The sequence below is a fragment of the Caulobacter sp. GW821-FHT12D05 genome (assembly GCF_058807295.1).
Genome location: NZ_JBXAQO010000001.1, coordinates 176,453 through 190,242, shown reverse-complemented (window position 1 = coordinate 190,242; position 13,790 = coordinate 176,453). Strand labels below are relative to the sequence as shown.

The following is a 13,790-nucleotide window of genomic DNA, read 5'->3' as shown; positions in this document are numbered from 1 at the left end:
CTTTCCCCTCCCGACGGATCCTCTCCCATGTCCCCTCCCCGCCGCCTCTCCCTCGCCGCGTTCGCGCTCTCGGCGTTGCTGGCCTCGACCGCCGTCGCGCGGGCCGAGCCCACCCTGGCCGTCGACAAGCCGATGCCCGCTCCCGCCTGGGCCCTGGCCGAACGCGCCCTGTTGCAGGCCAACGCCGAGGGCGTCGAGGCCTTCACCCGGAAGTTCGTGGACGGTCGCGGCTATCTGAAGGGTCCCGAGCACTGGGGCATCACCGATGGCCCGGACGACTCCGTCGAGCCGATCCGCAACTGGCCGCTGGCCTATGCGCTGGGCGGACCCGACACGATCCTCAAGAGCTGGCAGACGGTCTGGGAGGGACACCTGGACCAATACTCCCGCGCCAAGGTGCCGGAAGTGGCCTCGGCCCGCGACGGCATCTACCAGCGCGAGTTCACCCCGTCGTTCGACTGGGAGCACATCGGCGAAGGCCTGTCGGGCTTCTATTTCTACGGCCTGGCCCAGCCCGATGACCCGCTGTACGTCACGCGCCTGCGCCGGTTCGCGGGCTTCTACCTGAACGAAGACCCGGCCGCGCCGAACTACGACCCGCAGCACAAGATCATCCGCAGCCTGTTCAACGGCAGCAAGGGTCCCAATCTGGGCGAGCCCTCGCCGATTGACTGGGACGGCCCGCCCGTGCCCGGCGGCAATCCCGAGCGCCAGAAGCGCTTCCTGAAGTCGACCAACATCAAGGGCGACCATCCGCTGAACCTGGCCAGCACCAACCTGGCCATGACCGCCTACATGGCTACCGGCGACGCCAAGTACCGGACCTGGCTCTTGACCTATGTCGATGCCTGGAAGGAACGGACAAAGGCCAATGGCGGCAACATCCCCTCCAACATCGGCCTGGATGGCTCGATCGGCGGCGAGTGGGGCGGCAAGTGGTACGGCGGGGTGTTCGGCTGGAACTCGCCCGACAGCGGCGTGCGCAACTACGTGCTGCGCGGCCCGCCCGAGGCCTTCGGCAACGCCCTGCTGCTGACCGGCGACCAGGGCTACACCGCCGTCCTGCGCAAGCAGCTCGACAACCTGTACGCCCAGAAGAAGGTCGAGAACGGCAAGACGATGATCCCGGTCTATTACGGCGACAAGGGCTGGTACGGCTACTACGACGTGGCCGGCCGCTCGCCGGGCCTGGGCAATCGCCGCAAGCTCGAGGCCGACCTCTATCTGTGGGAGATGAACCCCGCCGACCTGGCCCGCGCCAAGGCCAGCGAGACCAAGCCGGGCTGGCTGGACTACCTCCAGTCGGGCGACGAGGCCTATGCGGTCAACGCGCTGCAGGCGGGGCTGGAAGAGGTCCGCGTCGCGGGCGAGCGCATCCGCAAGGACGACACCACGATCGGCTTTCCGCCTGACGACACCCGCTGGTCGGACTCCAACCCGGTCGCCACCGAAGCCTTGATCAACCTGACCATGGGCGCGGCCGATCCGGGCGGCTCGGGTCACGGCCCCCTGGCGCTGCACGCCCAGGTCCGCCACTTCGACCCCGAGGCGCGCCGCCCCGGCCTGCCGGACGGCGTCGCCGCCCTGGTGCGCAAGATCACGCCCGAGACGGTGATCCTGACCCTGGTCAACACCAATCCGCTGAAGGCGCGGACGGTGACGGTGCAGATGGGGGCCTATGGCGAGAACGACGCCACCACCGTCAAGTCGGCGAGCGGCGCGTCGATGACCGTCAACGCCTCATGGTTCAACGTCCGCCTGGCGCCGGGCGCGGGCGAGACCCTGACCATCGGCGTCAAGCGCTACGCTCACCAGCCCAGCCTGGTCTTCCCCTGGAACCGCTGATCTAGCGCCCCGCCAGAGCTCGAACGACCAAAGGCGCCAAGGCCTCTCCGATCCTCTTGGCGCCGGCGGCGTTCGGGTGGATGCCGTCGCCCTGCATCAGGGCGCGGTCTCCATTCACCCCGGCCAAGATGTTGGGATAGAGCGGCGCGGCGAACTCCTTGGCCAGGCTCGAATAGACCGCGTTGAACTCGCGGGCATAGGTCGCGCCGATGGCTGGCGGCGCGCCCACGCCGACCAGCACCACCTTGACGCCGCGTGCTTTGAGCTTCTGCAGGATGCCGCGCAGATTGGCCTTGGTCCGCGCGGGCTCGACGCCCTGCAGCAGGTCGTTGCCGCCCAGGGCCACCACGCAGACCTTGGTGTCCGGCCCGACGCTGAAGCCGACCCGCGCCAGGCCGCCGCCGCTGGTGTCGCCCGACACCCCGGCGGCCCGCACGATCGCCGACACGCCTCGTTTCGCCAGGGCAGCCTGGAGCTGGGCGGGCATGGCGTCACGCGCCGGCAGACCTAGTCCGGCCGTGATGGAGTCGCCCAACACGGTGACGACCGGCGGCTTGGGCGCGGCGGCCAGCTGGCTCAACAGGCCAAGGCCGAGCAAAATTCGGCGACGGTTGGGAAAACGCTGTGCGATCGGGCTCATGCCTTCCTATGTAGTCTGGCTGCCGGCGGAACAATGGCCGGCTCCTCAGGAAGCGACATGACCGACGAGCCCTCGCCCGCCGCCCCCTTGGCCCTCGACGCCGTCGCCCTGACCCTGCCCTCATCCGCCGGACCCGTGAATATCCTGCGCGGCGTGGACTTCGTCGTCGCTCCGGGCGAGCGCGTGGCCGTGGTCGGTCCGTCGGGATCGGGCAAGTCCTCGCTGATCGCGGTCGGCGCGGGGCTGGAGGAACCCACGGCCGGAACGGTGCGGCTATTCGGCCAGACGCTGGCCAAGCTGGACGAGGACGGCCGGGCCCGTCTGCGCCGCGGCCGCGCGGCCCTGGTGTTCCAGTCCTTCCATCTGCTGCCCAACATGACGGCCGAGGAGAACGTCGCCACGCCCCTGGAGATCGCCGGGACCCGCGACGCAGCCGCCATCGCCCGCGACTGGCTGGGCCGGGTCGGTCTGAGCCAGCGCCTGACCCACTATCCGCACCAGCTGTCGGGCGGCGAGCAGCAGCGCGTCGCCCTGGCCCGCGCCCTGGCCGCGCGCCCCGCCCTGCTGTTCGCCGACGAGCCGACCGGCAACCTGGACGGCGCGACCGCCGCGTCGGTGGCCGACCTGATGTTCGACCTGGTCGCCGAGGTCGGCGCCGCCATGGTGATGGTCACCCACGACCCGACGCTGGCCGCCCGCGCCGACCGGATCGTGCGCATGGCCGACGGCCGGATCCAGGCCTGAGCATGGCCCCTCTCGCCTTTCGACTGGCCGCCCGCGAGCTGCGCTCAGGCGTGCGCGGTTTCCGAATCTTCCTGGCCTGCCTGGCGCTGGGCGTGGCCGCCATCGCCGCCGCCGGCTCGACCGCCGAGGCCTTCCGACAGGGCCTGGCCGGACAGGCGCGCGAGATCCTGGGCGGCGACCTGTCGTTCTCGGTCGAGAACCGTGACTTCACCGACAAGGAACGCGCCGCCTTCGACAAGCTGGGGGCCACGACCTACGCCGCTGTCGCCCGCGCCATGGCTCAGGCGCCCAATGGCGACCGCCGCCTGGTCAGTCTCCGTGGCGTGGACGGACGCTTCCCGCTGGCGGGCGCGGTCAAGCTGGACGGCGCGCCGAACCTTGCCGCGGCGCTGGCCGACCATGACGGCGTTCCGGGCGCGGCGGTCGAGCCCGCGCTTCTGGATCGCCTGCACCTGAAGATCGGCGACCGCTTCGAGGCCGGACCGATGACCCTGGTCGTCACCGCCCGTCTGGTCAGCGAGCCGGACGGCCTGTCGCGCGGCTTTTCGCTGGCCCCGCGCGTCCTGGTGCGCCGCGATGTCCTGGAGCCCTCGGGACTGCTGGCGCCGGGCGGTCTGTCGGGCCGCACCGTCCGCATCGCGCTGCCGGCGAACCAGGACCCCCGCGCGGCCGGCAAGGCCATCCAGAGCGCCTTCCCGGACTCCCACCTGCGGGTCCGCGATCGCCTGGACAGCGCGCCGGGCGCGCGGCGGCTGATCGACCAGCTGGAATACTTCCTGGGCTTCATCGGCCTGGCCTCGCTGGTCGCGGGCGGCCTGGGCGTGGCCGGCGCGGTGTCGACCTATCTGTCGGCGCGAGAGCCGGCGATCGCCGTGCTGAAGGCCCTGGGCGCGCAGAGCGGCCTGATCCGCGACCTGCACCTGATCCAGATCGGCCTGCTGGCGCTGCTGGGCGTGGCGATCGGGCTGGCGGTCGGCGCGACCGCGCCGCTGATCCTTGGGCAGTTCGCCGGTTCCAGCCTGCCGATCCCGGCCCTGTTCAAGGTCTATCCCTGGCCGCTGGCCAAGGCCGGCCTGTTCGGGATCCTGGCCGCGGCGGCCTTCTCGCTGATCCCGCTGGCGCGGGCGCGCAGCACCCCGCCATCGGCCCTGTTCCGGCGCGCGCCTCGCGCCCGCCTGCCGCTGGGCGTGGAGACGATCGGCGCGGCCGTCGCGGGCCTGGGCCTGGCGGCCCTGGCCGTGGCCACCGCCCCGACGCCGGTCTCGGCGGCGATCATGATCGCGGGCGTCGCCGTCGCTTTTGGCCTGCTGTCCGCCCTGGGGCGCGCGGCCGCCTGGGTCGCCGGTCGAGCGCGAGGCCTGACGCGTGGTCCGGTCAAACTGGGCCTGGCCAATCTGGCCGGACCGAGATCGGCGGCGCGGACGGCCAGCCCGGCCATCGGCCTTGGTGTCGCGCTGCTGGCCTGCGTGGTGCTGATCCAGTCGGCCCTGCTGGCCCAGGTCAGCGACGTGGCGCCGCGCACCGCCCCGGCCATGGTCTTCACCGAAATCCCCGCCGACCGCGCCATCGCCTTCGACGCCGCCGTGGCCAAGGTCATCGGACCGCTGAAGGAAGACGCCTATCTGCGCATGCCCTTCGCGACGGGCCGTATCGTCGCCCTCAAGGGCAAGCCGGTGGATACGAAGGCCATCAAGCCTTCCGAGCGCTGGGCGTTCGACAACGACATCAGCGTCTCGCTGTTCGCCCGCGAGCCCCGCAACGCCGGCGTCGTGTCCGGCCGGTGGTGGCCCGCCGACCATGCCGGGCAGCCCCAGGTCGCCCTGAACATCGAGGTCGCCGAAGCCGCGGGCCTGAAGGTCGGCGACACCATCACTGTCCTGATCCTGGGCCGCGAGATCGAGGCCCGCATCGCCGCGCTGCGCAAGGTCGACTTCGGCGGCTTCGGGCCCAACTTCGCGCTGATCTTCAACCCCGCCACGCTGGAGGGCGCCGAGCTGCGCAGCGTGGCGATCGCGCGGCTCAGCCGCGAGCACGAGGCGATCCTGACCCGCCAGCTGGGCGCGGACTTTCCCACGGTCAATGTGATCAGCGTCCGCGAGCAGCTGGACGCCGCCGCTTCGTTATTCGACCGCCTGGCCCTGGCGGTGCGCGGCGCGGCGGCCGTCGCGGGGCTGGCCGGCCTTCTGGTGCTGGCCGGCGCGATCGCCGCCGGCGCCAGGGCGCGCGCCCGAGAGGCCGCCACCCTGAAGGTGCTGGGCGCGACGCGGTCGCAGATCCTGGCCGCCTATGTCATCGAGTATGGCGCGGTCGGCCTGATCGCCGGCGCGGCTGGCGTCCTGTGCGGCTTCGCGGCCGCCTGGCCCGTGGTGGTCAAGGTGTTCGAGGCCCGCTGGAGCGTGGACTGGAGCGGCGTGCTGATCCTGATGGTCGGCGCGGCGACTCTGGCGGCGGCGGGCGGTCTGATCGCCGCAGCGCTGGCGCTCTCGCAACGGCCCGCGCCCGCCCTCAGAGAGGGCTAGGTTGCGCCCTTCTCGATTGCAACGCTCAGAAAGCGCGTTAAGGTTGCTCGATGCACGTAGCTGACCCGGACGCCCCCGACCCGATCGACGTTCACGTCGGAAGGCTTCTGCGCGTCCATCGCCTGGCCATGGGCGTTTCGCAGCAGGAACTGGCCGAGGCCCTGAGCGTCAGCTTCCAGCAGGTCCAGAAGTACGAGAGCGGCGCCAACCGCATCTCGGCCTCGAAGCTCTACAAGGCCTCGCGGGCCCTGGGCATCGCGCCCAGCGCGCTGTTCGAGGGCTTGGACGTCGACGACGGCGGCAACGTGCTGGGCCAGTTCGCCGACTTCATCACCGCGCCCGGTTCCAACCGCCTGGCGGCGGCGTTTCCGCAGCTGACATCGGCGCAGCAACGCATCCTGGCCGACTTAGTCGAAACCCTGGTTTCGTAAAACACACCCGGCGGCCGCGATCGACCGCCGGGGCTCACGGCTTAAGCAGCGCGTTCGGCGGACGAGGCGACGATCCGCGGCGGAGCGATCTCGCCCGTCGGCGGGATCTCGGTGTCGGGCTTGTCGGTGCCCGTGCCGTGCAGGGTCAGCGGGCGCACGCCGATCTGCGGCGCGGCGGCGGCCAGCGCGGCGTGGGCCGTCATCATGTGCACGCGGGTCTGGCCCAGGGTCTCGATCGAGCGGGTGACGGCGGTGACGCCCTCGTGTCCCAGCATGGCCGAGAAGTTGTGGTCCCGGCGCAGGGTCGAGGTGTGGGTGATAAACAGGGCCGCCTTCTCGAGGGCCAGGTCGACGGCGCGCTCGGCCTCGAACAGGGCGTCGGCGACGGATTGAGCGATGTCTCGTCTTTGCATGCGATCTCGATCCCGCCGGCAGGGCGGGCTCCTTGATGAGAGGATTGAGGATGAGGAAGTCGTCGCCCTAGCGGCGCGTGACCCAGGCGTCGAAAGCGTCGGACAGGTGGCCGACCTGGATCACCAGAGCCAGGACGACCAAGGCCAACACGACCGACCCCAGCGCGGCCGCCAGGATCAGGATCAGCCGCTGGGCTTTGGATCGGGCCAGCGGCGGGACTTGCCCTCGTTCGGCGACTGATCGCTCGCGGGCGTCAGAACGAAAGCGATGCAGATAATCTCGCGCATCAGATCGAGCGGAGACAGGTGGGGGCTCATGAGCCGGGTGATGGTCAGCAAATGCTGCACCGCCTCCCGCTCCACCTTCGTAATCGCCAGGTCTTCGTAGATCGCTTCCAGATCGCTCCATGTGATCGCCGGAAAGGCTGGCACCGCTTCCATCGGATCGAGCATGTAGGTCTCCTTTCGCCCCCTCATTGACGAGCGGCGAAAGGTCGAACGGTAGTGGGATCGGGCGCCCCTGGTATAAAATAGGCAGGCCGCTTTCGCGCAAATGGACGACCAGCGCCATGGCCGCCTGACGCCGCGAGCCGAAGGAAAGCTTGCTGACGGCGCTGGCGAAATGCTTGTCGACGGTGGCCTTGCGCAGGGCGAGATCGAAGGCGATTTCCTTCGACGACTTCAGCTGCGCCGCGCCCAGCAGCACGTCACGTTCACGGGGGGTCAGCTTGTCGAAGCGGCTCATCCATCACCCACGCGACGCGGGCGAAACAGGCCCCTGTGTGTCGGGCATTAGCTCACGACAGTCCTGAGTCCGGCAAGCCTGAGGCTTGACCATGCCGATGCTTCGACCTCCCCTGGCGCGCGGAGGCCTCATGTCGCACTCGCCTGTACAGACCCTCGGCACGATCCTGACGCCGCTCGTCACGGTCCTGGTGGTGTGGCGCGGCGGTCGTCCGGAGCGGATCGCGGCCCTGGCTTCGCTGGCGGCGTTCCTGATCACGCCCTACGTCCAGAAGCTGGGCGGCCATCACTGGCCGCTGCTGGGCGTCGCGCTGGTCGATATCACGATGTGCGCCCTGCTGGTCGTCCTGGCGCTGCGCTGGGACCGCGCCTGGCTGATCATGGCGGCGGGCGTCGAGCTGGCCACGGTCATGGCGCACCTGGGCATGATCCTGGACCCGACCCTGATGGCCCGGGGCTATGTGATCACGCTGTGGATCTTCTACTTCATCTTCCTGGGGACGCTGACCTACAGCGTGTTCGAACCCCGTCGCCTCACCAGCGCCGGGTCAGGCCCAGGCGATACTCCCGGCCATAGACCTCGTAGCCCGGACCCGTCCCCGTAAGGTAGGGCTGGGTGCTGCGGTCGGTGCGATACGGCGTGTTGCTCAGATTGGCGCCCGCCAGGGTGACGCGCCAGGCGTTCGGTAGGTCGACTATGACCTTCAGGTCCAGGCGTGAGATCGGCTTGCGATAGTTCAGGCCGGTCGGCTCCGACCACTGGTCGCTGCGCGGCGCCCGGCCCTGATAGGCATAGCCCAGGCGCGCCTGGAACCAGCCACGCTCGTAGTAGAGCTGGGCGGCGTAGAGCGCTTTGGCCTGGTCGGCCAGACGGCGCGGCGCGCGTCCGGGCGCGGAGACGCTTGAGTCCAGGAAGGCCGCGTTGGCCAGCACGCCGAAGCCGTCGAACGGCGCTGGCGCATCGCGCAGGTCGTAGCGCAGCGACAGCTCGACCCCGGCCACATGGCCGTGACCGACATTGCTCTTGGTGACCGCCACATATTGGTCGAAGCGCGCGCCGTCAAAGGTCTCGCCCGGCCGGTCCTCCAACACCTCGAACGGCAGGCCGTCGAGCGCCTTGTAGAACCCCGCCGCCGAGATCCAGCCCAGCCGGCGCGGCAGGTGGTACTGGGCCGAGACGTCCCAGTTGCGGCTTTCGATCGCCCGCAGATGCGGATTGCCGATCTCGTTGACGCCGCTGACGACCGACGCGCCAGTGCGCGGATCCGGCGCGACCGACACAGACAAACGGGCGATCGGCGCCAGGTCGACATAGTCGGGCCGCGCGAAGGTCTGGGTCGCCGAAGCGCGCAGCACCCAGGCCCCGCCGGCGTCCCACTTGGCCAGCAAGGCCGGTGCGAGGTTGACATAGCTGCGCCTGCCCGCAGTCGGCAGGATATCGGCCTGCCCGAACGGCAGGCCGGCGGATGGACCGGTCAACTCCGCCACGAAGGCGTTGGCGATCGCGCTGACCTGCGTGCGCTCGACCCGCGCGCCCAGCGTGAGGCGCAGCGCCGCCGTCACGGGGACCTCGCCCATCAGATAGCCCGCCCAGATGGTCTCGCGGATGCGATACTGGTCCTCGACGGAGTTCTCGCGCGAGGCCGCAGCGTCGAACACGAAGAGGTCCGGTCGCCGCGCGAACAGCGCCTCCAGGCCGGCCGGGTCGGGAAATGGAAAGTCGAGGCCCGGCACGATCGCGTCGGCCCCGCCGTAGTTGCTCATCCGGCCAGCCAAGGCGGGATCGGCCAGGGTCGCCGCGCCCAGGAAGTTGAAGCGGTTGTCGGCGTCGGCCACCGACTTCACCCGCGACAGGCGCTTGAGGCCGAACCGCAGCTGAATGGGCCCGCGCCGGCTCAGGTCGAGCTGCTGGGTCGTGATGTCTTCCCGCACCGTCGAGCTGATCCGCCGAATCCGGAACAGGTGCTGAAAGCCGCCGTCGAACACCGAACGGCCGTCCGGCGCGGTCATGGCGCCGTCGGGGTTTGAGACGCCGTCGACGATACGGAAACGGCCGATGTCCGCCGCCCCGTCCAGCGGATCGATGTCGCCCAGAGTCTCGTAGTAGTCGAGATACGGGTTCAGCTCCCGCGCCGTCGTCCGGTTGACCGAGCCCTCGACGGTCCAGTCGTCGCTCAAGGCCCAGCGGCCGCCCAGCACGTACTGGCGCACGGGCCGGTCCTGGCGTTCATGCCGTGTCTCGGTGCGCACCCGCAGGCCGCGCCACGAGAACGCATCACCCCCATCTGTCGATAGGGCGCCGCGCCGATAGAACATGAACTCCGGCCGCAGTTCCTCGTCGGTGTAGTTGGCCGCGAACACCCGCAACCAGGCGGCGTTGCCGGCCTCGCCCTGCCAGTCCAGCGCGCCGGTCAGGCTGGTCCGTTCCCGACGCCCCATCGAGGCGCCGACCAGGATGCGGTCGGGATAGAGGCCCTTGTCCGACGGCACGATCTCGGCCGTGTCGTAGAAGGGCGAGAAGTACTCGCGCACCCAGTGCTCGCCCGCCAGATAGACCCCGAAGGCCTTGCCGGACCCGAAGGTGTCGGCGAAGGCGCCGCCGACTGAGTGGATGTCGCGACCGCCGCCGTTGTCCACCGCGCCGATCTCGGCCGTGAAACTGGCGACACGCCCCGCGAAGTCGTGGGCTGTCGGCGTGCGCACGTCGATTAGTCCGCCGATCGCCCCGGCGTCACGATCGGGCGTGATGACGTTGTGGATCTCGACCTCCGAGATCGCCGAGGCGCTCAGCACGTCCAGCGGCGCGGCGCGGCCCGAACGGCCGTCGGTGTCGGAGGCGGCGATGGTCACGCCGTTGAAGGTCACCGTGTCGAGCACCTGGCTCAGGCCCCGCAGCGACAGGTAGCGCCCCTCGCCCTGGTCGGAGATGCGATAGACCGACGGCAGCCGGTCCAGGGCGTCGGCGATGTTGCTGTCGGGCAGCTTGCCGACCGCGTCAGCCGTGATCACCTGAACCATGCCGTCGTAGCGGCGCGCCCGCGCCTCGGCCAGGTCCAGTCCGACCCGGTACCCCACCACCGCGATGGGCTCGATCAGGGTCGAGGGCTCGACGGCCGGCGCGACCGGCAAGGGCGTTGGAGGCCTGGGCGGCGGAACTGCCAGCACCCGAACCACGCCGTTGGGCGCCAGGACATAGGTCAGGCCCGAGCCGTCCAGCAGCGCGTCGAGCGCGCGGCTCAAGGTGGTGGGCCCAGCAAAGCCACGCGTGCGACGGTCACCGACCAGGGTTGCGTCGAAGGCGATGTTGACGTCAGCCTGGGCCGCGAGCGCCAGCAGGGCGTCGGCCAATCGTCCGGGGCGTCCGGGCCCAGCCACGGCGTCCATGCGCGGCGCCTGGGCCGCCAGGACGGGCAGCGGCGCGCCGGCGGCGATCAGGCTCGACAACACGAGGGGAAAGAGCCGCATGTCCGCCTGCCGCATCGTCGGGACGATATCGTTCGCGCGTGACGGCGCTGTTACAGGCTAAGCTTGGGGCGCAGCACCAGCGCTCCGTCAGCCCGCGCGGCGAAGTCGGCGTCCACCGCGTCGGCGATGATCCGGGCGGCCTGGCGCTCGTCCAGGTCGGCGATCGAGAACGACAGGCTGACCCGTCGGGCGGCCAGGCTCGGGTCGACCACCGTCAGCGGCTGATCGAAATAGCGGCTGAGCTCGGCCAGGGCCGCGTCCAGCCGGCGATCGCTCAGGACCATCCGATGCTCGCGCCAGGCCGCGACGCCCGGCATGGCCGTCGACACCCGCTGGATCTGGCCCGAAGCGGTGATCCAGGCCCCCTCCCCGGCGCCCAGCTCGATGGCCGATCCGTCGCGCGGCGTGAAGCGCACGACGCCTTCGGTCACGGCCACACCGGTGCGGCCCGGGAAGGCGGCGGCCTCGAAGGCCGTGCCCAGGGCGCGGGCCTCGAACTTGCCGGCGCGCACCATGAAGGGCCGCGTGGCGTCGTGGGCGACCTCGACGAACATCCGGCCGGCGGTCAACGACACCCAGCGGTTGGCGCGGCCCATCTGGGTCGTGACGCGGGTGCGGGTGTCCAGCCACAGTCGGCTCGTATCGGCCAGATTGACCGCCCGCACCTCGCCGACTCCCGTCTCATAGATCTCGCTGGGCGGCGGCCGCAGCAGCACCGCCGCGCCGCCGATCGCCGCCGCGCCGAACGCCACGCCGCCGCCGATCAATAGGCCGCGCCGCGAGGTCGGCCGGCGCGCGTCGGTCCGCGCGCTCTTGGCCAGGGACTGCAGCGCCGCTTGCCGCGCGATCAGGTCGGCACGCTCCGGACGCGCCGCCAGCCAGGCATGAAACACCTCGGTCTGGCCAGGCTCGAGCCCCGCGTCGACCGCCAGCACCCAGCGCGCCGCGACGAGCTCGTCGTCCTCTTCCTCGTGATAAAACGCGCCGCTCACCGTCAATCCTTCCAGACCTTGCGCGCCAGGCGCGTCATCGCGCGCTCGACCAGCTTGCGAACCTGGAACAGCGACAGGCCGGTCTGTTCCCCGACCTGCAGAAGCGTACGCCCCTCCACCCTATGCAGCACAAATACCTCTCGTTCCTTGCCCGGCAGCGCGTCCAGCGCCGCCAGGAACCGCCGCATCCTTTGGCGTCCGTCCAGGACATCGTCCTGCAACGCCGCCGGATCGGCCAGCTCCACGCCGTCCAGCGGGACGTGCTCGCCCTGACGGCGCGCAAGCCCGCGTCGTCCGCGATCCTTCAGGAGGTTAGACGCAATCGAAAATAGAAATGCGGTTTTATTCTCCACCGGAACGTCACGGTCGCGCGCGACGATGCGCGCCGCGAGGCCTTGGAGGATGTCGTCGACATCGGCGTCCTGCCGGGTGCGCGAGGCGACGAACCGGCGCAGGGCCGGTTCCAAGGCGACAAACGCCTCGAACAGCGGGTCGCCGCCGTCTTTCACGCTCGAGGCCTGCTTGGTCGCCGTGACGATCATCGCCCCAGCTTGCCACGCCATGACGACACGCCGTTGACCAGTTCGTCCGCACGCAGAGTCAGCGGGTCGTAGAGCGCCTTGCCGCGAATATCGATGACGTTGAAGCTGAGGGTCGGCGTCTTGCCGGTCATGTCGAAGTCGATGATCCCGGCGTTGTTCACCCCCAACAGCGGCTGGCGGATCATCTGGTCCGGGGCCATGCGGGCAGCGATCTTCCCGAGGTCCATGGGCGACCCCGCCACCATCTGGGCCAGGGCCGAGCTCACCAGGTCATAGAGGTCGTAGCCGCCCTGCTCCGACTGCGGCGCGCAGGCGACATAGGGAAAGTGGGTGTCGCCCGACAGCAGGACCACGCCGCTAATTTTGTTGTCGCGGATGAAGTCGAACAGGCGCTGGCGCTCGTGCAGATAGGCCGACCAGGAGTCGCCCCCCGGGCCCTTGAAGCGCGACCAGCCGCTGCCGCAGGCCAGGATCTTGAACGGCGCCTTGCTGGCCAGCAGCCTTGCCTTGAGCCACTCGAACTGGCCCTTGCCCAGAAACTCCTTCTCGGGCGTATCGGGATCGGCGTCCGGCGCGCGGTGATAACGGCCGTCCAGCATGAAGAAGTCCACTCCGCCATAGCCGTAGTCAAAGAACACGCCCGGCGCGCCCGGCAGCCCATAGGCGGGGTTGGCCCAGTAGCGCTTGAAGATCTCCAGCGCCTTGTCGCGGATCGGGTTGGTGCGGTCGTAGTTGTCGAGGGCGAAGTCGTGGTCGTCCCAGATGGCCAGCTGCGGGATGTTGCGGCCGATCGGCTGGAAGGACGGCACGAACCGCTGGCGCTGGTACTCCATGGCCAGGGTCGCCGGGACAGTGCTGTCGCCATAGATGTTGTCGCCCAGCCAGAGGAAGAGGTCCGGCCGGTTCATCGCCAGGGCGCGCCAGATCGGCTGCTCGGGATCGCTCTGGATGCGGGCGCACGAACCGAAGGCGACGCGGAACCTCGCTGGCGCGGCGGGCGCGGTGCGGAAACTCATCGGCGGCAGGTCGCGCAGGTATTTGTCGACCTTGCCGTTGGACAGCACCCGATAGTGGTAGGTCGTGTCGGGCTGGAGCTCCTCCAGGCGGATGACCAGTGTGCAGTCGTCCTGCGCCTTGGCGCGCGAGGGTGTGGTGCGCTTCCAGGGACCGGCGACCGGGTCGGTCGTATAGGCCACCTGGGCGTCGAAATAGTCGCCGCTCAGCTGCATCCAGATCGGCGCGCTGGTCGCGGTGACCGCGCCCACCATCGGCCCCAGCAGGAGGCGCGGCGTGCCCTCGGGATTGGTCTCGGCGTGCGCGGCGAAAGGACCGGCCACACCGGCGGCCGCGGCGGTGGCGATGAAGGTGCGGCGGGAGTTCTTCATGGGGCGCTCAACGAAAAAGCGGAGGGCGCGCGAAGCGCCCTCCTTCGGAGTTTGAAGAGCCCGCACATCC

At 70.1% G+C, this 13,790-nt stretch carries 12 protein-coding genes; 5 read left to right on the top strand and 7 right to left on the bottom strand.

Annotation, left to right across the window (positions count from 1 at the left end; translation table 11 throughout):
* Positions 1-27 precede the first annotated feature (27 nt).
* Complete coding sequence (locus AC1RRR_RS00910) at positions 28-1,845, top strand: DUF8034 domain-containing protein (RefSeq protein ID WP_492809778.1); 1,818 nt, start codon at positions 28-30, stop codon at positions 1,843-1,845.
* 1 nt (position 1,846) lies between these two features.
* On the opposite strand, the gene AC1RRR_RS00905 is transcribed toward AC1RRR_RS00910, so the two are convergent.
* Complete coding sequence (locus tag AC1RRR_RS00905; protein ID WP_492809776.1) at positions 1,847-2,485, bottom strand: arylesterase; 639 nt, start codon at positions 2,483-2,485, stop codon at positions 1,847-1,849.
* Positions 2,486-2,542: 57 nt separating this feature from the next.
* On the opposite strand from AC1RRR_RS00905, the gene AC1RRR_RS00900 reads away from it, so the two are divergent.
* Genes AC1RRR_RS00900 through AC1RRR_RS00890 form a run of 3 tightly spaced genes read left to right on the top strand, consistent with a single transcriptional unit; the run spans position 2,543 to position 6,179 of the window.
* On the top strand, positions 2,543-3,229 hold the full coding sequence (locus AC1RRR_RS00900) for an ABC transporter ATP-binding protein (protein ID WP_492809774.1): 687 nt from the start codon (positions 2,543-2,545) through the stop codon (positions 3,227-3,229).
* Complete coding sequence (locus AC1RRR_RS00895) at positions 3,226-5,748, top strand: ABC transporter permease (protein ID WP_492811730.1); 2,523 nt, start codon at positions 3,226-3,228, stop codon at positions 5,746-5,748. Before AC1RRR_RS00900 ends, AC1RRR_RS00895 begins: the two co-directional genes overlap by 4 nt.
* 50 nt (positions 5,749-5,798) lie before the next feature.
* Positions 5,799-6,179, top strand: a complete 381-nt coding sequence (locus tag AC1RRR_RS00890; RefSeq protein ID WP_492809772.1) for a helix-turn-helix domain-containing protein — start codon at positions 5,799-5,801, stop codon at positions 6,177-6,179.
* Positions 6,180-6,220: 41 nt separating this feature from the next.
* Here AC1RRR_RS00890 and AC1RRR_RS00885 read toward each other — a convergent pair whose 3' ends face one another.
* Both AC1RRR_RS00885 and AC1RRR_RS00880 read right to left on the bottom strand, forming a co-directional pair.
* Entirely contained in the window at positions 6,221-6,592 is a 372-nt protein-coding gene (locus AC1RRR_RS00885) for a hypothetical protein (RefSeq protein WP_492809770.1), read from the bottom strand.
* A gap of 67 nt (positions 6,593-6,659) precedes the next feature.
* The gene (locus AC1RRR_RS00880) at positions 6,660-7,337 is read right to left on the bottom strand and encodes a response regulator transcription factor (RefSeq protein ID WP_492809769.1); all 678 of its coding nucleotides are present in this window, start codon (positions 7,335-7,337) and stop codon (positions 6,660-6,662) included.
* A 130-nt stretch (positions 7,338-7,467) separates the two neighbouring features.
* Here AC1RRR_RS00880 and AC1RRR_RS00875 point away from each other — a divergent pair, with 130 nt between their 5' ends.
* The gene (locus AC1RRR_RS00875; protein ID WP_492809767.1) at positions 7,468-7,941 is read left to right on the top strand and encodes a hypothetical protein; all 474 of its coding nucleotides are present in this window, start codon (positions 7,468-7,470) and stop codon (positions 7,939-7,941) included.
* Here AC1RRR_RS00875 and AC1RRR_RS00870 read toward each other — a convergent pair.
* Genes AC1RRR_RS00870 through AC1RRR_RS00855 form a run of 4 tightly spaced genes read right to left on the bottom strand, consistent with a single transcriptional unit; the run spans position 7,871 to position 13,720 of the window.
* Positions 7,871-10,801 carry a TonB-dependent receptor gene (locus AC1RRR_RS00870; RefSeq protein ID WP_492809765.1) on the bottom strand — a complete coding sequence of 977 codons (2,931 nt, stop codon included), beginning with the start codon at positions 10,799-10,801 and terminating at the stop codon, positions 7,871-7,873. The two genes, AC1RRR_RS00875 and AC1RRR_RS00870, sit on opposite strands and share 71 nt — an antisense overlap.
* A 50-nt stretch (positions 10,802-10,851) precedes the next feature.
* A complete protein-coding gene (locus AC1RRR_RS00865) occupies positions 10,852-11,793 on the bottom strand; it encodes a FecR family protein (RefSeq protein WP_492809764.1) in 942 nt (313 codons plus the stop codon).
* 2 nt (positions 11,794-11,795) lie between these two features.
* Positions 11,796-12,335 (bottom strand): RNA polymerase sigma factor, encoded by a 540-nt coding sequence (locus AC1RRR_RS00860; protein ID WP_492809762.1) that lies wholly within the window; start codon positions 12,333-12,335, stop codon positions 11,796-11,798.
* Positions 12,332-13,720 carry an alkaline phosphatase D family protein gene (locus AC1RRR_RS00855; protein WP_492809760.1) on the bottom strand — a complete coding sequence of 463 codons (1,389 nt, stop codon included), beginning with the start codon at positions 13,718-13,720 and terminating at the stop codon, positions 12,332-12,334. The genes AC1RRR_RS00860 and AC1RRR_RS00855 overlap by 4 nt, the downstream gene beginning before the upstream one ends.
* Positions 13,721-13,790 lie beyond the last annotated feature (70 nt).